The following is a 23,255-nucleotide window of genomic DNA, read 5'->3' on the forward strand; positions in this document are numbered from 1 at the left end:
GGACGAAAGCTCATTCCGTGGTACCACCCTAGTTACACAGCTGTTTTTCAAACCAAAAACCCTACCATCTATAGAACATTAATAAGAGTTCTTTTCATATACTTTAGTACTGTGTCTCTTTAAAAATCATGACTCATGGACTGCTTCAACATACTTTATAAGAAGTTCTCACCTTCCACTTCCTCTCTAAATATAAAGATATATTTACTCCTTCCAATCATTGCCTTACTATCTAATTATGCTACAAATTATAAAGAAAAATGTTATATCTGTCAACATTTAATCAAAACAAATAGTAGTTCAAATCCTCATAGATTACTTTTATAATGACCCCTATAGGTACAGCCAATATCATCCCTACGAACCCTGCAGTCTCTCCCCCTATAATTAAAAGTAATATAACAATAAGAGGATGCATACTAACAGTATCTCCAGTAATCTTAGGTGATAGTATATTTCCTTCTATCTGTTGCAATATGTACAGCCACAGAGCAGTCCATAGAGCTTTTTCAGGAGAATCGATTAAAGCAATAAATATAGCTGGAACTGCTCCAAATATTGGCCCAAAGTACGGTACTATATTGAAAAAAGCGTTCAATATAGATAAAATAACTGGAAAATCCACCTTCAAAAATAATAGTATTATAAAAGTTGCTACACCAATTAATCCACATAAAAACAACTGACTAACAATATATCTTCCCAGTATCTTATCAATATCTGATGTAACTTTTTTCACCATATCTCTACTTCTAACAGGGAGAAAATTTAATAATCTACTAGAAATGTACTCCCCATCAGATAGGAAATAGTACGATATTATAGGAATAACCGCTATCATAACTATATTTTCCCCTATATTTAAAACAGCATCAAATATTCTGGTAAATACTGATATTATGTGATTATTTATCTTTCCATATAGATTATCCATTGCAGTATACATTGTTTTATTAATACTTATTGGTTTAAGTTTAGAATATATTCCATCTATAAATTTCTGAATATTAACTACTGTATCATTTATATTTAGGCTTTCTTTAAATATAGAAGGTATTAAGAGAGTAAATATGGCAACTAATAACAATATTAATCCGCATATTAACATTAAAGCTGCAGTTCTTCTACCTATTCTCCTTTGTTCCATTACCTTTTGTAGAGGCTTTAAAGTATAAGATATAACAAAAGAGACAAGCAATAAATTAATTATTTCTCTTATAACCACACTTTTTAATGATAAGAACGCCAGTATAATTACAATGATAAAAACTATTAAGTATTTATATACTGTTAATCTTTTTATCTTTTTCATTATTATCCTCTTCCATAAATAATTTGTGTGGTACAGTTGAAAAATTCAAGTTGTCTTTTTTACCATTAAAAAGCAAAGTATTTTCTCCTAGTATTAAGTTATTAATTAAAATAATTTTCTTCCCCAGGATAAAGTTATTTATAAATCCGGTAGATATTACTACTCCTCTTATAGAAAAGTTATTTTCGTCAAATAAAACGTCTTCTATCATGCCTACTATATTACCCTTTCTATCTCGGATATCCATTCCTCTTATATCATTAAACTGGAGAAATACCCCCTTAGTAGCCTCTGTGACAACCATAGTAGAATTGTACCCCACTATGTTATTCATCATTATGTTTAGGTTTTTCTTGAATAAACTGCTTGAAGCTAAATTAAAACCTATAACTTTTTTTCTATTAAAATCTACTAGCAAGTCTTTAATATAACCTAATCTTTTTCCACTAATATCTACAACATCCATAAGAGTAAAGTCCTTACTTCTATACAACTTACCACCGCCAAAATTATAAAATGTTAAGAATTGAAACTTAATAATTAATAGTTTTGCCAGTTAAACAAAAAAATATAACTTCTAAATGAAGTTATATTTTTTGCAAGGTTTTATATTCTTATATTATTCTTAGTGTCCATGAACATGGTCATGAATATGATCTGAATGATTTTTCATTTCCCAAGGTTCTAATCCTTGTGATTCTCTATAGTTATTTATAGCTTTATGAATAGCTTCTTCTGCAAGTACTGAACAGTGCATTTTTACTGGTGGAAGTCCATCTAGAGCCTCTGCCACCGCCTTATTACTTAGACTCCAAGCTTCTTCTACAGTTTTTCCTTTTATAAGTTCTGTAGCCATACTTGAGGAAGCTATTGCTGAACCACATCCGAAAGTTTTAAACTTTACATCCTTTATTATATTATCTTCTACTTTTATATAAATCTTCATTATATCTCCACATTGAGGATTGCCCACTTCCCCTATACCATTGGCATCTTCTAACTCTCCAACGTTTCTAGGATTTCTAAAGTGTTCCATAACCTTATCGCTATACATATTAACTACCTACCTTCCTTTTTAGCATTTTCTTCTTTTATAAAATCTTCCCAGAATGGTGACATTTCTCTTCTTCTGGCAACTATTCTTGGAATTACTTCTAGAGCGTAGTCTACCTGCTCTTCTGTAGTTCCAGATCCAAGACTTAGTCTTAATGATCCATGTGCTACTCCATGGGATAATCCTATGGATAAAAGAACATGTGAAGGATCTAAAGAACCTGATGCACAGGCACTTCCTGTAGAAGCATATATTCCTTCATCATTTAAATCAAGTAATAAAGTTTCTCCCTCTATTCCTATAAAGCTTACATTTACGTTTCCTGGCATTCTGTTGTCGCCTATAGGACCATTAATTTTAACATAAGGTATTTTTTCAACAAGACCATTTAAAAGCTTATCTCTTAAATCTCTTAATCTAGCAGCTTCTGTTTCTAACTCTTCTGTAGCTAATTCAATGGCCTTTCCCATACCCACGATTCCAGGAACATTTTCTGTTGATGCTCTTTTACCTTTTTCTTGACCACCACCGTGGATTAAGTTTTCTATTTTCACACCTTTTCTTAAATACATTGCACCTACACCTTTAGGTCCATAGAACTTATGACCTGCCATTGATAATGCATCTATATTCATTTCCTTTACATCTATCTTTACGTGTCCTATAGCCTGCACCGCATCTGTATGGAAATAAACCTTCTTTTCTCTACAAAGCTTACCTATTTCCGCTATAGGTTGAATTGCTCCTATTTCATTGTTTGCAAACATTATTGAAACAAGTATTGTTTTATCAGTAATAGCATTTTTCAAGTCTTCTAAGCTTATTATTCCATATTCGTCTACAGGAAGATAAGTTACTTCAAATCCGTTCTTTTCAAGAAACTTACATGCATGTAATATTGCATGATGCTCTATTTTAGTAGTTATTATATGATTTCCTTTATTTTTATTAGCAAAAGCTATACCCTTTAATATCCAGTTATCGCTTTCAGAACCACCAGCTGTAAAGAATATCTCCTCTTTCTCAGCATTTATAGCCTTAGCTACTCTTTCTCTAGCTGTATTCACTGCCTTTCTAGGAACGTCTGACATGGAATACAATGATGATGGATTTCCAAAATGCTCTGTAAAAAACGGAAGCATTTCCTCTAAAACCTCTGGTTTTGTATAAGTAGTAGCTGAGTAATCCATATAAACCTTTTTATTCATTGACATTATCCCCTTTCGCTCTATTGTATTTCATTTTATTATAATCATCTACCATATCTTGTAATGTGGTGGACTCCATAACACTGTCCATACTTTCTTTTATCCTAGACCATAATAATCTTGTAGCACAGCAATCTATATTACTGCAGGATTTCTCACTATCCCCATCTATGCATTCTGATATTTCTATAGGTCCTTCAAGGACCTCCATTATATCCGCTACAGTTATGTCTCTAGGCTCTCTACTTAATATATAACCTCCCTGAGCACCCCTAATACTCTTAATTAGGTTCGCCTTCCTAAGAGGAGAAAATAGCTGCTCTAGATAATATTCCGAAATATGTTGCCTTTCCGATATACTTTTTATGGATGATGGTTCTTCTCCATAATGAATAGCCAAATCAACCATAGCTTTTACACCGTATCTTCCTTTAGTTGATAGCTTCACCTAACCACCTCCTTTAATGTTGAGCGTTTTACTATGCTTTCAACTTTATAATAGCAAACCCGAGTAAAATTGTCAACAATAAAGTTAACAAAATATTCTACTTTGCCCAGTCCATCAGTATTTCTTTCATTGTGTCTTTAGCATAAGTTGGATCTGCAGATTTTACTTCTATTGAGGATAGTTTTTTCACTGGTCCATAGGGATTTCTTAGTGAAAGTTTTTCACCTTTCCCTGTAAGCACCCATAAAATATTTCTATTTATAGGAGTACAGCTTAATACTTCTTCACCTACACCATCAGTAAAATAAATTATGAAACAGTCTCTCATGGATTTTCTCTTTATATATTCAAATACCGGCGAAAAGGCAGTTCCTCCCCTTGTATCTAATTTAGATCTAATATCCTTTTTATCTTTAGCTTTATAGACTCTTCTAACCCTATTATCGCACTCTATAATTGTTATTTCAGAATTGCTGTTTTTTACAATCTCCAATACCTCAATTACTATTTGCTCTATCTCCTTATCGGAAATACTTCCACTTATGTCAATAGCTACAACTATTTCAGTAACTTTTCTCGATAACCTTCCTCTTATATCTAGCCTATTCGGCTGTCTTCTATCTTTTCTGGTAATAGTTTTCTTATATCCAGAAGGTAATTTCCCTATGTTTCTCCTTAAATAATCCTTCCAAGATATTTCTGGCCTCTGACTTAATCTCTCTAAAATCTCTCTAAATTCTCCAGGTACTTTTCCTTTAGCCGCATTACTGGCAATCTTTTTAGTAAGCTCTTTTATTTGTTCAAAATTAAGGCAGTATTCATTTTCCTTCCACAATTGGTGAGCCCGCTCCGGATTATGTTCCTTTTTGATCTGAAACTCTTCATCATCGCCTTTATCTTTTATAACTTCTTTTCCCTCCTTACCTTTCAGCTTATCTATTCCTTCTTGAATCTCCTTTGCATATTCCTCCATTGTTAGATTAGGTTTTAAATCAATATTGTAAGTTAAACTCACATTATGCAGCTTATCAGACCAAGGTGGTAAATTCCTTATATATTGATTTATAGAAACATCCATAGCTCTACTTATAGCCAAGCTGCTGTATTTACCTTTAATATGTTCAGCTCTTTTAAAGTGATTATACATAATGTGATAAACCTCATGCTTCAGTAGTGCCTTCATTTCCTCTATAGAGCACTGTAAAAAAATGTAGGGATTGAAGTATATTTTATAGTGAGATAAAGCTGCTATACTTCCTACTGCTGTTTCTATATCTAATTTAACTTCTCTTTTCATTTGCATAGTAAATAGCGCGAAATAATTATCCTCACTTCCCATCATTGAGAAGGTACATAATTCTATAAGTTTTGAAAAATCCTTTTCAAATTCTTCCGTTATATCCTTATCGTCCTGCCATTGCAGCACCTCTGCATAAAGCCTTTTTCTTAATTGTTCAAAGCTATTACTTGTTTCCATATATACTCCCCCCTTCTAAATAATTAGAAATATCTCCAATAACCATAAATAGACCTACTTTACACCAATCCTCTATTTTCGGCTCTCAGAACTCTTTCTACCTTTTCCTTTTTAAAGCTTCTCATACATAGAAAAATAACTTTCTATAAAAACTTCTTCATTCAAGAACTCCTTATAAAGATTGTCCTCATAATTCCACTTGATTTCTTGCATTATAGCCATTCTTAAATCAGTAGGGTAAAGCTGTAGAAAATCTGTAAATAACCTAATTTCAAACTCACTATGCTTTTCCTCCGCCAAATAAATTAATGCATTTTTAGCAGAAAGATAAAGTCTAGAGTGGCTTTCGTCCTTTACTTTCTCCCTAAGATCATCGGCCAATTCATCATTTCTAAATAGATCTTCAGGTCTTATTAAGGGGTTTTTATTATTTTCTATAAAGTTTATAAAATCCTGCGCAATACTTCCCCCTACGTTGCCCCTTACTACATTGTAGAATATTCTAGACGGTATTTTATTTTGACTTTTTAAATATACTTTATAAGAGTTAGATACCCTTTCCCAGCTCCTTGGTGTTGCCTTTATCATTTCCTGAGAGTTAGGCGTATGAAGAAATTCTGGAAAATTAGCTATAAATTCTAATACATGCTCATGAATGTTTTTCTCTCCTTTTATGTGGTTTCTTTCCATTCCCCACTGCAGCCATGATTTTGTATCTGCCTCTAACTCAATCCATACAAAGCGATCCTCCTGTGCCCGGTCCATGTCTATTACGCCATAATCTGTACCGGCAAAATCATCATATTTACTTGAAGGATTCATAGCTGCTATGACCTTAACATTTTGGTGAAGTCTATACCCATTTATCTCTCTATTTAAAATTATATTCATAAGCTCTTGCTGTACACTATGCTCACATCTATTTATTTCATCTATGAAAAGAAGAACCTCTTCATCAGGATTTTTAGATATAATATCATCAATCTCTTGAAGCTTTGTATGAACAGCATAAACTGTTCTCTTTTTTATTACCTCTTTTCCACCCATATTCACAGTATAGTCTTCTACAGTAGGTAGTCCTCCTATTTCCCCTTCTTTGAGCATATTTCCATCTATTGTAACTAGATAATAGGCTTCCTTCTCAGCTAACGTTTTAGCTAGTGCAGTTTTACCTATACCACTTTCTCCAATTAATAGCGGTACTGCTCCGCTTTTTATAACTAAGTCTGCTGTAAGTAATGTATCTATAAAGTTCATATTCAAACCTTCTTTCCAAGTAATAATTCTTATTAATTAATATTTTACATCACTTTATTCAAAAGTTCCATTATTTATTAAAAAATATAATAACAGTCTAAAATCCCATAGAATCGTTTTGAAACCAATTCTATGGGATTACTCTTATAACTTTATAAATAGTTTTTCTTGTTTCAAGCATTTAAGCTATATGGAAAGCTTATAATCTACAAGTATTACCTTTGCAACTTTGCTTCCATAGTGATGGATAAACTTGACCTTATCAATATCTAAACTTTCTTCTTTTATAAAGTCTATTACATAGTTTCTGTCTACATCGTCACTGCTTAATCTTTCTTTTAAAATTTCAAGAACCTTTTCCCGAGGTACTTGTCCGTTATAATATTTTAATGCCCTTACGTTATCTCTAATGAAAAACTGCCAGCTTTCTTCTGTAACATTATCAATGTATCTTATTGCTTCTTCATTCTGAATCACTGATATTCTTTGAAGCTCCACTGATGGATTTTTAATATATTTTATACTATTCCACTCTTTTTTTACTGCAAGTTTTTTAACCTTTTCCGTAGGATTTTTAATATACCTAATAGCATCCCAATCTTTTTCCACAGCCATGAGTTGCAACTCTTCTGGAGGGTTTTCATAAAATTGAATTGCCCATCCCTTTTGTTCTAGAGCCTTTATAATAACCGATTTTCCTGGATTTTTAATAAATTTCAATGTATTCCATGCCTGTCCTACTACAAATAGGCACATTTCCTCCGAAGGATCTTTGATGTATTCTATAGCCCATTTATTATATTTTAAAGCCTCCCATTGTACCTTTTCAGTGGGGTTTTTTATGTAATTTAAAAGTATTCCATTTGCCCTAACTGCCATCAGCTGCATCTCTTCTGTAGGATTTTCCACTGATTTAATATAATTAGGATTTATAGAAAGTGTCTTTAAGATTTTTTCTTCGTTATCCATGGATATTACCTCCATCTTTAATAGTTATCAGTCTTTAAACTGTTTTTTATATGCTAGCTGCTTATATAATACTTATAAGCTGAAGGTTAGTCGTTACACTTATTATAATTCATAAACAATAAGTTGAACAGATAAAGCAATTAAGATATTAATAGTCTGTTAAAAATAAAGTTAGCATTGGAATATCAGCTTCAGACAAGTGAACATGTGCACAGAAATACTTGAATATTGATTTTATTATTAAAAACCATCAATTTTGAAGTATAATAATATAAAATACTTTTTAAAAGGATGGTGAGATTATGGATTTATTTGATATTGCTAACGAAAAAAACAATAAAGGATTAAAGCCCTTGGCTGAAAGAATGAGACCAAGGACTTTAGATGAATATATAGGTCAAAATCATATTTTAGGTAAAGGTAAGATGCTGTATAGAGCAATAGTTACAGATAATATTTCTTCAGCAATTTTTTATGGGCCACCTGGCGTAGGTAAGACCACATTAGCAAGAATTATAGCTAATACAACAAAGGCAAATTTTTATGAATTAAGTGCTGTAAATTCTGGTACAGCAGATGTAAAGAAAGTTATAAAGGAAGCAGAGGATAACTTAAAGTTTTATTCTAAAAGAACAATATTATTTATTGATGAGATACATAGATTTAATAAAGCTCAACAGGATAGTGTTTTAAATGCAGTTGAAAAAGGTATCATTATATTGATAGGTGCCACTACAGAAAATCCCTATTTTGAAGTTAATAATGCACTTCTTTCTCGTTCTATGATCTTTCAGTTAAACAGTCTTTCCGAGGATGATGTTAAAAAAGCATTGAAAAATGCCATTGAAAGTCCAGAAGGCTTTGGCTATCTTAAAATAGAAGTGGAACCTGAAGTGTTTGATTATTTTGCTGTACATAGTAATGGCGATATAAGAAAGGCCTTAAATGCTTTAGATATGGCAGTTAGAACCTCATCAAGAAAAGAAGATAAAATTTTTGTAACTGTTGAAGATGCAAAAGAATGCATTCAGAGAAAAATGACACTGTACGATAAAGGGGGTACATCTCACTACGATACTATCAGTGCTTTCATAAAATCCCTTCGGGGCAGTTCTCCAGATGCAGCAGTATACTATCTTGGAAAAATGCTGGATGCTGGTGAAGACCCAGTATTTATAGCAAGGAGAATTGTTATACAGGCTTCAGAAGATGTAGGAAATGCAGACCCAATGGCATTAGTATTAGCTGTAAGCGCTATGAATGCTGCTCATATGATTGGCATGCCTGAATGTAGATATGCACTATCACAGGCTGCAATATATGTTGCATCAGCACCAAAATCAAACGCTTCCTGCATTGCCATTGACTCAGCACTTACTGATGTAAGAGATCGGAGAGATTCTGGAATACCTTCTTATTTAAGAGACTCTCATTATAAAGGTGCAGAAAAATTAGGACATGGAACTGATTATTTATATCCCCACTCTTATGGTGGATTTATTAAACAGCAGTACTTACCTGATTCTCATAAGGATGTTGTGTATTATAATCCAACATCTAACGGATTCGAATCTAAAATTAAAGAGAGATTAATTAGGCTCTGGGATAAAAAATAAACTAATAAAATCACTAAGTTTTAGCAATAACTTAAAGATAACCGCTGTGTTAACTAACATTATTGTGAACATGGATAAAAAGAAAAATCAATCCATACCTTACCACATGGATTGATTTTTTCCTTTATCTTTCTTAACCTTTTAATAGTTGTTTAAGCTCTTTTTAAAGATTCCAGGTTTTATCTTGAGTTTCTATATATTCTTCAAGTTGTTCCATAGAATTTGTTATAAGTTCATATACAAGATACTGGGGATTTATAAATTCAATAAGTTTCTTTACATATTTATCAGTGAAAGGTCTATGGGGATCTATTCTAAAAACATGCATAAATAATTCATCACTTATTGGGTTTAAAGAAAATTCTTTATCTTTTTTCTCATTTTTCTCTATCTGATACCTTACATAGTCTCCTGACAATGAACAACTAAGATGTATACCATTTATTAATTTTTTTAACTCTCCAAGATTCCTTACAGAGTTTATTATATATTCCACTGCTTCTTCTTCATCTTTAAGATACAAATTTGTATTCATTAGATGTGATGTATCAAGCATAAAACCTTTATTTTTATATTGAACTTTGTCTAATAATTCAAGTGCAATTTTTTTGTCAAGCATAGTAAATCCAGGCCACCACATATTCTCAAATAAAAGTTTTACATTTGTGTTTATACCATTAAACACCTCATTTATTAAATCAATACTTGCATGTACCACTTCGTTATCTGAGTATGTAAATTTATAGTCATAAGTATGCTCAGTTTCTACATGGGCTACATGAAATACCACATACTCTGCACCAACTTTAGTGGCAGTTTCAATTTCTTTCCTATAGTGTCGTATCATAACTTCCCTGCTATTACCTAAATAATACTGTTTAACCATATCCTTTGTTTTAAATTGGTTTAAAAGCTCCTTTTTATTACCATTCCAGAAATCTAACCATGTAGGGTAATACTTTAAGTGTACTCCTCTAACTATTTTTTTAGGAAGAATACTTTCTTCCCAGGTAACTGGATTTAAAAGTTCAACACCATCCATCTTATGCTTTTCTAAAAAGTCCATTATTTGCTTACTATCAAAATTAAATTTCTCAAGATCATAATCATATGTGGAAAGGTTTATAAGCTTCAACATTTATACTATCCCCATTTCCCTATTTTCTTTTTTTCTATTTAAAATTGTATACCTGTTTCTAAGCTATATCAACATTTTTAAGCTTTCTCATTCAGGCTAAAATTCTCTATTCTTATAAAGAATAATAGATACTCCGTAAGAAACCAAAGCTAGTATAAATACAATTACAATAAAAAAGAGTAATATTTGAATATCTGACCCATTATATAAAAAATCTAATAGTAACCCTGATGTCCCAATAATTTTATTATTCTTTAGGTATCCAGCTAGCGACGCTGCTCCGAAGAAAAATAGGAAAAACAAAATGAAACTAAACATTTTAGATTTAATATAACCTAATTTAAAAAACAAAGGTAAATTAATACTAATTAATAATATTACAGAAATCATACTACTAATAATATCCACAGTTGTAACAGTGTTAAGTTGAATAGGCAGCATAGTTAATTTAATCAATAAAGTTGATATAAAATAAAAACTTATCCCAATAGTTAAGTATAAAAGCACGGAAACATATTTTGCAGTAACTATATCCTCTCTTTTTATAGGTAAACTATTTAGCATAATCTCAGACTTATTTTTATCATCATATGCCAAGGAAGTATTAAGTAATAGGTAAACTATCGCTACTACTGATCCAACAAAGCCTACATTTCCCATACCTTGAAAAGTAAATATAAAAAATATAGTATACACTAAAGAAATTAATATAGTCTTTTTTTGCACTAAAATATCTTTTATAATTAAATTAATCATTTAAACTCCTCCTTGTAGAATACAACATAATATCCTCTAGTGTTGGTTTTTCAACAATTACATTATCTTTAAATAGAGTTTTAATACTATTCCTGTCTCTCAATAAACCTTCAAAGCCAAAGCTGTTTTCTTTAATACCGATAAAATTCTGTTTAACAGCTTCATTTAGAAGTTTTTTATCCCCCTTTATAATAGTATAACTATCTAAAAGTTCATCCTTAGCAGTAGAAAATAAAACCTCTCCATTATGAAGTAAAGTGATATAATCAGCAGTTTTATCTAAGTCTGATGTTATATGGGTTGAGAAAAAGACTCCTTTATTTTCATCCTGTATTAGAAAAGATAAAATATCCAAAAGTTCACCTCTTACTAGCGGGTCCAAGCCTGATGTTGGTTCATCCATTATCAGAAGCTCTGCTCCATGTGAAAGAGCAACTGCCAAGGAAAACTTCATTTTCATTCCTTTGGACAAATCCTTTATTTTCTTTTTAGGAGAAAGTTCAAAATTTTTTATATGCTTATCAAAAGCGTCTTTATCCCAAAATTTATATAGTGGAGCAATGACATTTTTCATTTCGCTTATAGTCAGTTCTTCATAAAAATAATTTTCATCGTATACAAAACCTATCTTATTTTTGATTTCTTTTTCATTTTTAATATTATCTAATCCAAAGACTTTAATTTCACCGCTATCCTTTTTTAATAAATTCATTATTAACTTAATAGTAGTGCTTTTGCCAGCACCGTTAGGTCCTATAAATCCCATTATAAATCCTCTCGGTAGAGAAAAACTTACATTTTTCAAAGAAAAGTCCTTAAAAGACTTATTTAGATTTTTAACTTCTAGAATCGAATTCACTTCCTATACCTCCTCGTAAAAAAGTTTAAGCATTTCCTGAAGCTCTTGTAATGTTAAGTTTATACTTTGTGCCGCATTAACAGCTTCCATTAGCTTTTCTTCCACAATCTTTATCCTGCTTTCCCTAAGCAGCTCCTTGTTTTGAGCTGAAACATAGCTTCCTTTACCTGGAACTGTTACTATAAAGCCTTCTCTTTCTAGCTCGTCATAAGCTCTTTTAGTAGTGATAACACTAATTTGCAACTCCTTTGCTAAGTTCCTAATTGACGGAAGTGTCTCCGCTTCCTCTAATTCACCCTTTAAAATATATTGCTTAATTTGAGTTACAATTTGACTATATATGGGCTCCTGTGATGAATTAGAAATAATTATGTTCATTTATTTTAATCACCTCTTCTTCTGCAAATACTGTATATATACATTATATACAGTATTAACAATCATGTAAATATAAAAATTAAATTATTTTAATTTTTTAACCTGGTAGTATAAACATATTGGTGACAAATAGAATAAAGTTTTTCTAAATAAAAAAAGATTTAGTATAGAAAATTCTTATAAACTTCTATACTAAATCCTTTTTATATGACTGAGTAAGCTTTTTAATTAATCTCTTTTTTTCCTAACCAATATATTAATATAAAGCCAAGTACAAAGACTGTAGTTGACAGTATAATATGGATTCCATGAGGAATCCCTGGAAATACAGGCATTAAAGAACCCACTACAAAACCTATAATTAGCATATAAGTTTTGCCGGGATACCTTTGCATTAGTTTTTCTAAGGTTCTTACAGTAGCTAAGGTGCCTATAACTATTCCAATCCCCAATGGAATTAGAAATCTTATATTAAAAGTATTTATGGAACTTAATGTAATATCATATAGTCCCAAAGTTAAAAGCATAAAGGAGGCACTTATACCTGGTAAAATTAATGCCACTGCAATAATTATTCCAGCAATCAGAAGAAAAATTATACTTTTCATTCCTTCTGCTGCAGCTAAAGCAGCAATTCCCTCAGGCTCTGCAGACATTAAAAGACTAACTCCCAAACCTACTAGTAAAAACATCAAATCTTTATTATTCCTTTTTACTGAAATAGATTTCTTATATAATAGAGGTAAACTACCAAGAATCACCCCTATAAAGAAAAATCTCATCACAAAGGGATATTTACTAAGGGCACTCTCTATTAGTCTGCTGAAAAGTAGAATACCGATAGCCCCACCTAATGCTATTTGTGCTAAAAAAACAAAATGTTTTTTCCAATCCTTAAAGAAAGAACTGATAGAATTAATAAGTTCGTCGTAGACTCCCAATACTATGGACATAGTTCCCCCGCTGACTCCTGGAACTAGCGTCGCTACAGCAATTGCCATTCCCTTAAAAAAATTAATTAATTTTTTCAATTTATCCTCCTATAATAAACACTATATTTTCATCCTTTGTATAGATAATTATATATACAAAGATTTATGTTTATACAGGAATTATAAATTTCAAGTGCCTTTCTGTAAACCTATAGAGAATACTTTTAACCTTAAGTTCAAACTTGAGACAAATTGTTTAAGAATTTTTTACATTTTTATTTGTCTTCAATTAGCTTATCTACAGCAAAATCCACAATCCTTTCACTGGTCTTTAATAATTTCTGACTTTGCTTCTTAACCATATGCCCTGTTCCTTTTATTGTTGTAACAAGAACATTTCTCTTATAATTTTCGCCAAACTCCTTTATTTGATTTTCTGTAGCTCCTAGCTTTCTAGCTTGTTCTAATGCTCTTTCATAAGTCCATTTATCCTTATCTAGAGCACTTTCTATAGATCCTCCAACTAATTCTGATGTAATATCGATAGTGCTTCCTATTGGGTCAATAGGTGCTTTTATTCCATTTATAATTACAAAAGCTTTTTTATAAAACCTTAAAGATTCTGCTAATTCAAGCCAGCATTCAATCTTTTCAGGGTTAACTTTTATGCATTTTTTTGCTTTTTCTATCTCAGATAGCCCTTCTGCCAGGTCATTTACTACAGTAGCTATAGGAATTTCTTGAAATTCCTTTTGGACTTTCTGTATAACATTTAGATTTTTATTGTCTTTTTTCCTTTGTAATATGGAGTGTTTAACTTCCTCTTTTAATTCTGACCTTACTTTATTTCTTTTTCTCTCTTCTTCATTTTTTTCTTTCTTAAGCTTTTTTTCAAGATTTTCTTTTTCAATTATTAAATGAGCGCCTTCTTTTTCATCCAAGTTTTCTAGTTTTTTATCTATACTTTTAATCTTACTTTCTGCTAACTTACCTTTAACATTTTCCTCAATAGAACTAGCTGCTAACTTTCCTAACTTTGTAAACTTATTTATTAATCCCATAAGGCCCTCTCTCCTATTTTTAATATATATTCATATCTTCTAAACTATTGCACTTGTCTTTAGGTTAAGTAATATTGTAGCCTACTTTCTTCATCTTTTCCATTTTATGCTTTACTTATCATTATTTTTTCTTTTAATGTAATACATCCGTATAATTAAGGTTATTATGAAAGTACTACCTACTATAAAAGCCATGCTTTTCACCTTATGCTGAGGAAAGAAAATCCATACAAACCAGAAAGGTACACATATGACAAAATCACAAGCTATAAAAGCTAGTAATACTAGATCTAGTTTTTTAATAAAGTAATAATAATAGAAAGCTATGTCCCAAAGTGCTAGGGAAATTACAAATAATAAATATGAGCTGTTTTTTAACTGATTTTTTGTTAGTTCTAAACTAAAGTAATGAATACTTTCATTACTGAAAAATATACTTGCAACTTGAAAAAAGCATGCTATAACGAAAACAGCAATCCCTGCTTTAACAAGCATTTTGGTAAATATATTACGACTTTTTAATACATTGCTCATCTCAGCTACTACATAATTTTCCTGGCCAAAACCTTCCAAGGCTCTGCTTATACTCTCTTCTTCGCTTAATCCTTGCCTTTTTAACTCTTCTACTTCCTCATACAGATGGTTTCTCATTTCTTCTTTTAATATTTTCGTATCTTTATCTAAATTATCAAAATTACCATAAATACTATCGATATATTCATCAATTTTATTCATCTAACATAACCTCCATAAAATTATTTAATAATGATTTTAGAAGCTTCCATTCTTTTACCTTGTCTGTTAAATATCTTTTTCCCTCCTCAGTAATTCTATAATATCTTCTTCTTCCTCCTCCAGTACCTTCCTCATCATTCCAGTATCCCTCTAGATAACTCTTTTTTTCTAACCGTTTTAAGGATACATACAGAGTAGCTTCCTTTATCTCAAACTCTTCTCTTGATTTTTCTCTTATTCTTTTAGCAATTTCATATCCGTACATATCATTGTTTTGTAAAACACTTAATACCATTGTATCAATATATCCCTTCAGTATCTCTTTATCAAATTGCAATACTTTCACCTCCTTAATAAAACTATTACATTATACATACTACTTTATATTATTAAGTACAATTATACTATATAATATTGGAGATTACTATATTAATTGTAGCTAAATGAATAATGGCAGTTTATTGCGACACAAAAGTTTTGTGCACTGAAAAATGGTGTGTAGATAGCGATATATATCTGTTTTTAGTTTATTCAAAAGTTTTATGTAGACTTGTACTTTTTACGATATACGTAAAGCCAACTTGACATATGCTTAAATTTCCATTATACTAATAATGGAAAGCAAGCTTTACAAATGGAGGAAATAAATGTGAAGAATAAGTTGGAACAAATAAGAAAAGCACGAGGTATAAAGCAAGAAGAACTGGCAGATATCTTAGAAGTATCTAGGCAAACAATCAGCTCTTTAGAAAACGGAAGATATAATCCATCTATTATATTAGCATTTAAAATTGCTCGATATTTTAATCTTAGCATCGAAGAAATATTTATTTATGAGGAGGATGAATAATATGAAGAAAAATAAAAAGAAATGTGCATTATTAGTTGTAGGAATACTAATTTTTGGGATATCATTAATTGGATTTTCATACAGAAAAAACTGGCTTTTAGCAATTGGTGTAGGCATTGGAATAATGACATTGTCATCAGTCATTAGTAGAATACTTACAAGTTATTCCTTGAGAGATGATATGAAACTGCAAAAGAAACATGAAATTCTTAATAATGATGAAAGAAATCAATTTATTCTATACAAATCAAGTTATCGAGTCTATCAACTAATGACACCAATTTTAGGGGTTATTGGTTTTTCCTTAGGATTAATGGGAGTGGAAATATGGATAGTATGCATTCCTGTAGGAATATTGCTTTTGGAAGCAATTTTAATAGTTATGTTTCACTCAAAATATAATAAAGAGTATTAAAGTGTTATATACTGGAGAATAATATGTAAGATGAAAATTAGAGATTTTGAATTATGTAAGTTTCCCAAACAATAAGAATCATAATTTTGTTGAAGACTTTTTATTTAATCAAATTTAGCAATACTAATTATAGAAACTTGTCAAACTCATGCCTCCCATTCTTATTTCTATGATTTAACGCCTAAATATTACATTATATTACTTCTATTTTAATCTATTAGTTATGCTGTGGCATAAATTTTATGTGTGATGACAGACACAACAAAGTCTTTGTATACACTAAAAACAGGTGTGTAGATAGGGGTATACTGTGTAGAAAGCTTCGAATGAGGGTTAGAAGGTCTTATGCTGGCGATTTCGAAAATGTTAACTCAAACTCAGCTTTCGAAGAAAGCATTGAGTTTGAGTTCATTTTCGAAGTTGAGCCAGCATTAGATCTTCTTCCCGAAGTGAGGGCTTTTGAGCAGTATACCTCTATCAAACGCACCGGTGTTCAGTGCACCCAAGCTTTTGTGTCGCATCATACTTATTCTTCGTAACAGTCTATTATTTCTCCAAAATAGATTGTATGATAATCTTTAGTTCCATAAGAATTGTTATCCACAGCTTCATCTAAAAGATTTGGGGTCATTGGCTGCTTATACACTACTTTACATTCGAAATGAACTTTTGAACCTTTGATAACAGGAGTTGAAAGACTTCTTCCTTCTTCAAGCTTCAAATTAGCTTCTTTAATTTTATTCATGTCTCTTCCAGACTTTGTTCCGCATAATGCTAGTTCTTTTTTCATACTATCATCAAGAGGTATGCTTACAGTAAATTCCCCTGCCTTTTCAAGAAGATTGTATGTATGTCTTGACTTTCTAACTAATGCAGTAAACATAGGTTTACCCCAAATAAATCCAATACTTCCCCAACTTATAGTCATTGTATTAACTTCGTCACCAACCTTTGTAGTTAGAAAAGCCCCTTTCTTGTGTAAGAATTCCATATTTTTTTCTAAGTTTTTAGTAAAGTCCATATTTGTTCCCTCCAAAGTCTAACTATATTTATATTTTATCATATTGTTTTTTTCTATCTTTAAAATATACTACTCTTAAGTCACAAAAGTCTACTATTTCTTTAGCAACACTAAAGTTACCGCCTATTGCTAGTGAATTATGAGCATCAGAACCTAAGGTTATCTCTCTACCTCCAAGCTCCCTAAATCTTTTATATATAGGTATAAGATTCTTTGCTACCTTTATATCATCAAGTCTTCTGGTATTAAGTTCCATACATTTTTCTTTTTCAATAATTGTTTTTAGTATTTTATCTATTATTTCTGAAAACTCTTCATAGTATATTTCTCTATCCTCAAACTTTGAATATCTTGCAATATAATCTATGTGTCCCATGCTATCGATAAAATCAAATTCATTTACTGCTTTAAGCATTGCATTAAAATAACTTTTGTAAGCTTCCTTTTTACTAACGCCTTCATAATATTTAGGATAGTAAATATCTAAGTTGTTAACTAAGTGTATTGAGCCTAGTACATAGTCAAAGGGATAGTTTTCTATTAACTCTTTACTTTCATAGACACAATCGTCTTTCATCCCTATTTCAATTCCTAGTAATAGCCTATCATTTCTGTATTTAGCATATTGATTAAAATAGTCCTCTGCATCGAAACAGAATAATCCTTCCTTTGGAAATTTTAAATCCATGTGTTCCGTTATTATTAGTGAAATATCTTTATCCTTCGCTAATTTGATAGCATCTTCTAATTCCATTTTTGAATCTGTGGAAATTTTAGTATGAACATGGGTATCAAACATATTCCTTCACTCCTTTAAATAAACATAACCACTATAGGTATTGTGATCATTGATATTACAGTTGTTATAAACACACTTCTTGATGCAAGTGCTGTATCTGCTCCATATCTTTCTGCAAATATTGATCCTAGCACTGCTGCCGGCATTGCTTCAATAACTACACTTACCTGCAACAGCAATCTGTCTGCATTAAGCAATTTTAGAATAAAAAGAGTAAGAAACGGTACCACCATAAGTCTTAAAAAGGAAGCGTAATATACTAAGGTTCCTTTAAAAACCTCCTTAAACTTAACTTCTGCAAGCATTGCACCTACAATAACCATAGAAAGAGGTGTAGTCATTGAACCTACAACGCTGAGTGTGGTATATAATGGATAAGGCAACTTTATTTGAAAAATAAACATTAAAAAACCTAGTACCGTTGCAATTATGCCTGGATGTACTAAAACACTTTTTAATGTCTTTAAGTCCTTTTTACCTGTATAAATCATAACGCCAGCACTTAACATAAATATATTAAAAGGTATATTATAAATTGCTCCATAGAAAATCCCTATTTTTCCAAAGAGACCTTCCAAAACTGGATATCCCATAAAGCCGCAATTTGAAAAGATTGTTACAAACCTTAAAACTTTCTGAGAATTCTCTGGATACTTAAAAGCTAGGATTTTGCTTGCAAATATTAGAATTACATGGATAAGTATAGAATATATAAAAATAGTTCTAGCGTTTACAATCATGTTCTCTGAGTAGTTAAAGTTAAATGAAGATATAAGTAAAAAAGGAAGTGTTATATTCATAAGTAGGTCTGAGAGACTTTTTCTAGTTTCTCCAGTTATTATATTTCTTTTCCTTGCATATACTCCAACCATCATTACTAATGATAATATTATTACTTGATTTATTACATTGTTATTCAAAATATCTCCCCCAAAATTAGTGTCCACTAAGATTTTACACTTTTATGCTAGAAAAATAAAGGATTTGTTTTATAAGTTTTTTATATATTTGTTATAGAAAAAATTATATAGGGAAGATCATTACTTCATATGCAATAGTGATTTTAAAAATAGTATATAAGACCCCCGAGGCGGAAAACAGGTATACTGATATCTGTTAAACCTTTTTACTACCTCAGGGGACTATCTACTATTTTATATACTAAACATTTTCTATATCGGGATACATACAAGCATCTGCAGCACTAGAAACTAAATCAGCAATTCTCTGGGTAGTTTCTTTAGCATTATCTTTAAATAAACCTAATAATAATTCCTTATTTTCAGAAAGAAACTGATAAATATTTAGAGTAATGTAATCTCTAATACGAAGATACATATAATCTTCTTGTAAAGCTCTAATCTTTTCTTTTGAATCTGGTATAGCATTATATCTCTCAATAAACTGCAGATAATCCTTATTTATACTTTTTCCATCTTTAAATGTAATTTTACCATTAACTACAGCAGTTTCACATTCATTTTCTATTTCAACAATGACTTTGTTAATTTCATCTACCTCTGGAATTTGACCTTTTATCCCCCATTGATAAATTGTGTCCAATTCTCTATTCCACAATCTTTTAAGATAAAGAAGTTCTGATTTTAATATATTGATATATTCTTCTTCAGTTTTAATGTTTTCTGCCTTTCCCCTTAAAATATTATAGATGCTTTCATACCAATAATTTTTCGAACTAAATATTGGTTTTGTAGAAATCTCTACAAGTTCTAATATTAAAGTATTCTTATCTTTAATACTACTCTCCATGATTAACCCTCCCCTGCTTGTCCTCTTGAATAATATAATATTTGTTAAAAATTAAACATAACACAAGTTAAATTTATTGCACACACTAAATTATACCACATTTTTATATTTTTAACTTGTTATTTTCTTTCAAATCTTTCACTTTATCCTAAACACTAGCAGTTGCATAGTTTCTATTCAAGGTTAAAATAAGGCTAAAGTTTGTTTGTCTCTAGCCCTTTTATAGTTTAAATTTAATATTAAAACTTATATATCCATTGTTATAGTTTACGTCAATTTCGCCTCCTTGAAGCTCTACAATATTTTTTGCTATAGCAAGTCCTAAACCACTTCCTCCTGTATCTGTAGATCTAGATTTCTCTACTCTATAAAATCTATCAAATATCTTTTCTAAATCCTCTTCAGTTATGTTGTCACAGTTATTCTGCACTTTTACTAGAGCAAATTGTTCTTCCTTATAAAGAACTACCTTAACTTTTCCTGGCTTCAAGCTATACCTTATAGCATTCATTAACAAGTTTTCGAATACTCTCATAGTTTTATTTGGATCTACGCTAACAATCACTTTTTCCTCTACAAACTCTTTAAATATAGACACATTGTTTTCTTCACTAATAGGAACTAATTCATCTATAAGCTGCTCTAACAATCCATTTAAAGCTATATTTTGTTTTTCTAAACTAACTCCATTATTAGCAATTTTAGTATATTCAAATAAGTCATTAATTAGAACTTCAAGCTTTTCTGACTTGCTGTAGGCTATATTTACATATTGCTCTAACTGAGAATCCTGTGAATACTTTTTATCTTTAATTAGTGATAAATATCCTTTAATTGAGGTTAAAGGTGTTCTCAAATCGTGAGATACATTAGTTATTAATTCACTTTTTGCCCTTTCTGATTTTCTTTCACTTTCTATCTTATTTTTAAGCTCTTCTGCCATAAAATTAATATTATTTGCTAAAGAAGCAAGTTCATCATTTCCATACTTTTTAATTCTATAATCTAAATTACCTTTGGATATTTCTAAAAGCCCCTTAGATACCACCTCTATGTATTTCATCTTTTTATTTGTTATAAAGTAAAAGGATGATAAAAAAGTAACTAGTATTGCTACTGTGCCTGGCAAATTATTATTATTTTTATCATAAACTATCTCTCCCTGTGGCATTCCGCTTACTATTAAATATCCCCTTGCATCTGTAAAGTTCACAGGATAAAAGCTTACATATTCTTTATTTCTATACACAGCTGAGTTGTTTCCATATTCAGAATCTCTAACCGTCTCCATTGCATTTTTTATTGTACTATATATGTCTATCTGCGTTTCATTGGAATTAGCTGATTTGTATAAAACCTTTCCATCTAGGTCTGATATTAGTACTTTAAAATTCTCAGATTGTATTGAATGCTGCAAAGTCTGTTGTACCTTCTCCTTATCATTTACACTTACTTTTCCTTCTCTTAAGGTATTAGCGATATAACTTGCCTGTTCTGATATCCTTCGTACGCCTGTAGTGTAATCGATTCTAGCGTTTCTTCCTTGAAAAGAATCACTTACTATACTTCCCACCAATATAGAAGCTAGTAAACATATTCCAAACACTAAAACTAATTCCATTCTTATACTTTTACTAACTTTACTTAAAATCAGTGTATACAATTTCCTACCGGGACTAAAAAGCTTCTTTATTATTTTGGGAACCCTAATTTTCAATTTTATATCCAACTCCCCACACAGTTTTTATAAATCTAGGTTTTCTTGGATTATCCTCTACCTTTTCTCTTATTTTTCTTATATGAACCATTACCGTATTATCCGATTGAAAAAACTCTTCCTTCCATACCATTTCATATATTTTTTCTATACTAAAAACTATACCTTTGTTTCTAGCAAGTAATAATAATATATCAAACTCTCTAGGCGTTAACTTTATTTCTCTACTACCTTTTTTAACCTCATGAGTATCTATGTTTATTAAAAGGTCATCTACTTCAATCACAGCCTCATTTTTTTCTAGTGCCGCTGATGAGTTTAGTCTTTTATACCTCCTAAGCTGAGACTTTACCCTAGCTATAAGTTCTAAAGGATTAAAAGGTTTAGTAACATAGTCATCTGCTCCTGTGGTAAGGCCCATAATCTTATCAATGTCCTCACTCTTGGCGGAAAGCATAATAATTGGCATATTCTTATCTTTTCTAATTTGCATACAAGCTTCCATTCCATCCATATTAGGCATCATAATATCTAATATTATTAAGTCTACATTTTCTTTTTCCAAGGAATTTAAAGCTTCTATTCCATTTCCTGCTTTTAAAACCCTATAATCATCATTTGCTAAGTATATTCCTATTAAATCTCTAATTTCTTTTTCGTCATCCACGACCAAAATTGTTTCTTTTTCCATACTAAACACCTCTTTGTAGTCAAATTGTCAATAGTTCTATATATTCCATCAGTTAGCAATATTGCTGAAAATATATCTAAAATAACATGTTGTTTAACAAATTCAGTTGATAAAATTATAAGTATAGCTGTTAAATAAATGGTTAACTTAATAGTTAATTTGCTACAGCTGCTTTTTCTTACCCCTCTTATCATAGCATAACTGGTTAAAACATGTATACTTGGAAAACAATTAAAAGGATTATCTGTTTTATATACAAATTTTACAACTTCCGTAAGAGAATCATTTTCAGTAAGTATAGGCCTTGGAACAGTGGTCTGGAAGAAAAAGTATACTAAATAACTTAAAAGCATGCCTATAATTATGGTACTTATAGTTTTATAATAAGTTTCTCTATAGTAAATGCATAAATATATTAGGGTAAGTATTATAAAGGGATACCATATTAAATAGGGTATTATAAATGCTTTTATAAAAGGTATGCTTCTATCTAAATCCGTCACGAGGCTGTGTGTTCCTCTTCTAGGATTATTTATATAACCGTAAAAAATATTCACCAACGGTATTAATAGCATTAGCATTAATGGAAATATGTTATCTTTTAACCTCTTCATTTCATAATCACCCTTTCTTATGGATTATCCTCATGTTTCTAAAATCTATATGTAAAATTATAAGATGTCCATCTTAATTAATTGATATGCAAAATCTTAATTATTTCTTAAAAATATCTTTTAACTCTACTACACAAATTATAATTTAAAATATGCTAACTAATAAAAAGGGTGCCAT

General features: G+C 30.6%; 26 protein-coding genes and 1 other annotated feature (1 of these 27 running past the window's edge). Of the genes, 3 read left to right on the forward strand and 23 right to left on the reverse strand.

The genetic code is table 11. The features are described 5' to 3' along the window. Positions 1 to 230, reverse strand: a binding site (T-box leader) (it extends 5 nt beyond the left edge of the window). 53 nt (positions 231 to 283) lie between these two features. The 8 genes from P8V03_RS08180 to P8V03_RS08215 form a co-directional block, all read right to left on the reverse strand. Beyond that, positions 284 to 1,312: an AI-2E family transporter gene (locus P8V03_RS08180; protein ID WP_261671637.1), complete on the reverse strand. Its 1,029-nt coding sequence runs from the start codon at positions 1,310 to 1,312 to the stop codon at positions 284 to 286. Continuing rightward, positions 1,281 to 1,805 (reverse strand): PRC-barrel domain-containing protein, encoded by a 525-nt coding sequence (locus P8V03_RS08185; protein ID WP_261671638.1) that lies wholly within the window; start codon positions 1,803 to 1,805, stop codon positions 1,281 to 1,283. The genes P8V03_RS08180 and P8V03_RS08185 overlap by 32 nt, the downstream gene beginning before the upstream one ends. Positions 1,806 to 1,937: 132 nt before the next feature. Continuing rightward, complete coding sequence (gene nifU / locus P8V03_RS08190) at positions 1,938 to 2,366, reverse strand: Fe-S cluster assembly scaffold protein NifU (protein WP_261671639.1); 429 nt, start codon at positions 2,364 to 2,366, stop codon at positions 1,938 to 1,940. A 5-nt stretch (positions 2,367 to 2,371) separates the two neighbouring features. Continuing rightward, positions 2,372 to 3,574, reverse strand: a complete 1,203-nt coding sequence (gene nifS / locus P8V03_RS08195) for a cysteine desulfurase NifS (protein WP_318797819.1) — start codon at positions 3,572 to 3,574, stop codon at positions 2,372 to 2,374. After that, positions 3,567 to 4,022: an RrF2 family transcriptional regulator gene (locus P8V03_RS08200; RefSeq protein WP_261671641.1), complete on the reverse strand. Its 456-nt coding sequence runs from the start codon at positions 4,020 to 4,022 to the stop codon at positions 3,567 to 3,569. The genes nifS and P8V03_RS08200 overlap by 8 nt, the downstream gene beginning before the upstream one ends. Positions 4,023 to 4,119: 97 nt before the next feature. Continuing rightward, positions 4,120 to 5,499 carry a vWA domain-containing protein gene (locus tag P8V03_RS08205; RefSeq protein WP_318797820.1) on the reverse strand — a complete coding sequence of 460 codons (1,380 nt, stop codon included), beginning with the start codon at positions 5,497 to 5,499 and terminating at the stop codon, positions 4,120 to 4,122. A 111-nt stretch (positions 5,500 to 5,610) separates the two neighbouring features. Next, positions 5,611 to 6,756, reverse strand: a complete 1,146-nt coding sequence (locus P8V03_RS08210; protein ID WP_318797821.1) for an AAA family ATPase — start codon at positions 6,754 to 6,756, stop codon at positions 5,611 to 5,613. A 186-nt stretch (positions 6,757 to 6,942) separates the two neighbouring features. After that, on the reverse strand, positions 6,943 to 7,725 hold the full coding sequence (locus P8V03_RS08215; RefSeq protein WP_318797822.1) for a hypothetical protein: 783 nt from the start codon (positions 7,723 to 7,725) through the stop codon (positions 6,943 to 6,945). A gap of 302 nt (positions 7,726 to 8,027) precedes the next feature. On the opposite strand from P8V03_RS08215, the gene P8V03_RS08220 reads away from it, so the two are divergent. Further along, positions 8,028 to 9,341 carry a replication-associated recombination protein A gene (locus P8V03_RS08220; protein WP_318797823.1) on the forward strand — a complete coding sequence of 438 codons (1,314 nt, stop codon included), beginning with the start codon at positions 8,028 to 8,030 and terminating at the stop codon, positions 9,339 to 9,341. 163 nt (positions 9,342 to 9,504) lie between these two features. Here the strand turns inward: P8V03_RS08220 and P8V03_RS08225 are convergent, their stop codons facing one another. From P8V03_RS08225 to P8V03_RS08260, 8 genes are all read right to left on the reverse strand, one after another. Next, a complete protein-coding gene (locus P8V03_RS08225) occupies positions 9,505 to 10,479 on the reverse strand; it encodes a TIM barrel protein (RefSeq protein WP_318797824.1) in 975 nt (324 codons plus the stop codon). Positions 10,480 to 10,575: 96 nt separating this feature from the next. After that, on the reverse strand, positions 10,576 to 11,235 hold the full coding sequence (locus P8V03_RS08230; protein WP_318797825.1) for an ABC-2 transporter permease: 660 nt from the start codon (positions 11,233 to 11,235) through the stop codon (positions 10,576 to 10,578). Continuing rightward, the gene (locus P8V03_RS08235; protein ID WP_261671648.1) at positions 11,228 to 12,094 is read right to left on the reverse strand and encodes an ABC transporter ATP-binding protein; all 867 of its coding nucleotides are present in this window, start codon (positions 12,092 to 12,094) and stop codon (positions 11,228 to 11,230) included. Before P8V03_RS08235 ends, P8V03_RS08230 begins: the two co-directional genes overlap by 8 nt. Before the next feature lie 3 nt (positions 12,095 to 12,097). Next, positions 12,098 to 12,472: a GntR family transcriptional regulator gene (locus P8V03_RS08240; RefSeq protein ID WP_261671649.1), complete on the reverse strand. Its 375-nt coding sequence runs from the start codon at positions 12,470 to 12,472 to the stop codon at positions 12,098 to 12,100. Between the two features lie 224 nt (positions 12,473 to 12,696). Next, positions 12,697 to 13,503 (reverse strand): DUF368 domain-containing protein, encoded by an 807-nt coding sequence (locus tag P8V03_RS08245; RefSeq protein ID WP_318797826.1) that lies wholly within the window; start codon positions 13,501 to 13,503, stop codon positions 12,697 to 12,699. Positions 13,504 to 13,679: 176 nt separating this feature from the next. Beyond that, entirely contained in the window at positions 13,680 to 14,465 is a 786-nt protein-coding gene (locus P8V03_RS08250) for a hypothetical protein (protein ID WP_261671651.1), read from the reverse strand. 111 nt (positions 14,466 to 14,576) lie between these two features. Next, complete coding sequence (locus P8V03_RS08255; protein ID WP_318797827.1) at positions 14,577 to 15,200, reverse strand: permease prefix domain 1-containing protein; 624 nt, start codon at positions 15,198 to 15,200, stop codon at positions 14,577 to 14,579. Further along, positions 15,193 to 15,537, reverse strand: coding sequence for a PadR family transcriptional regulator (locus tag P8V03_RS08260; RefSeq protein ID WP_318797828.1), 345 nt, complete (start codon positions 15,535 to 15,537; stop codon positions 15,193 to 15,195). Before P8V03_RS08260 ends, P8V03_RS08255 begins: the two co-directional genes overlap by 8 nt. A 312-nt stretch (positions 15,538 to 15,849) precedes the next feature. On the opposite strand from P8V03_RS08260, the gene P8V03_RS08265 reads away from it, so the two are divergent. Next, positions 15,850 to 16,050, forward strand: coding sequence for a helix-turn-helix transcriptional regulator (locus P8V03_RS08265; RefSeq protein WP_318797829.1), 201 nt, complete (start codon positions 15,850 to 15,852; stop codon positions 16,048 to 16,050). Position 16,051: 1 nt separating this feature from the next. After that, entirely contained in the window at positions 16,052 to 16,465 is a 414-nt protein-coding gene (locus tag P8V03_RS08270) for a hypothetical protein (RefSeq protein ID WP_318797830.1), read from the forward strand. A gap of 526 nt (positions 16,466 to 16,991) precedes the next feature. On the opposite strand, the gene P8V03_RS08275 is transcribed toward P8V03_RS08270, so the two are convergent. From P8V03_RS08275 to P8V03_RS08305, 7 genes are all read right to left on the reverse strand, one after another. Beyond that, entirely contained in the window at positions 16,992 to 17,486 is a 495-nt protein-coding gene (locus P8V03_RS08275; protein ID WP_261671655.1) for a flavin reductase family protein, read from the reverse strand. Between the two features lie 28 nt (positions 17,487 to 17,514). Next, positions 17,515 to 18,285, reverse strand: a complete 771-nt coding sequence (locus P8V03_RS08280; RefSeq protein WP_261671656.1) for a histidinol phosphate phosphatase — start codon at positions 18,283 to 18,285, stop codon at positions 17,515 to 17,517. A 14-nt stretch (positions 18,286 to 18,299) separates the two neighbouring features. Beyond that, positions 18,300 to 19,205, reverse strand: a complete 906-nt coding sequence (locus P8V03_RS08285) for an AEC family transporter (protein ID WP_318797831.1) — start codon at positions 19,203 to 19,205, stop codon at positions 18,300 to 18,302. A gap of 241 nt (positions 19,206 to 19,446) precedes the next feature. Next, positions 19,447 to 20,055, reverse strand: a complete 609-nt coding sequence (locus P8V03_RS08290) for a hypothetical protein (RefSeq protein WP_318797832.1) — start codon at positions 20,053 to 20,055, stop codon at positions 19,447 to 19,449. 220 nt (positions 20,056 to 20,275) lie between these two features. Next, entirely contained in the window at positions 20,276 to 21,772 is a 1,497-nt protein-coding gene (locus P8V03_RS08295; protein WP_318797833.1) for a sensor histidine kinase, read from the reverse strand. Next, entirely contained in the window at positions 21,762 to 22,463 is a 702-nt protein-coding gene (locus tag P8V03_RS08300; RefSeq protein ID WP_318797834.1) for a response regulator transcription factor, read from the reverse strand. Before P8V03_RS08300 ends, P8V03_RS08295 begins: the two co-directional genes overlap by 11 nt. Continuing rightward, a complete protein-coding gene (locus P8V03_RS08305; RefSeq protein ID WP_318797835.1) occupies positions 22,409 to 23,077 on the reverse strand; it encodes a phosphatase PAP2 family protein in 669 nt (222 codons plus the stop codon). The genes P8V03_RS08300 and P8V03_RS08305 overlap by 55 nt, the downstream gene beginning before the upstream one ends. Positions 23,078 to 23,255 lie beyond the last annotated feature (178 nt).

This window comes from Clostridium tanneri, from assembly GCF_033659955.1.
Taxonomy (GTDB): Bacteria; Bacillota; Clostridia; order Clostridiales; family Clostridiaceae; genus Clostridium_AM; species Clostridium_AM tanneri.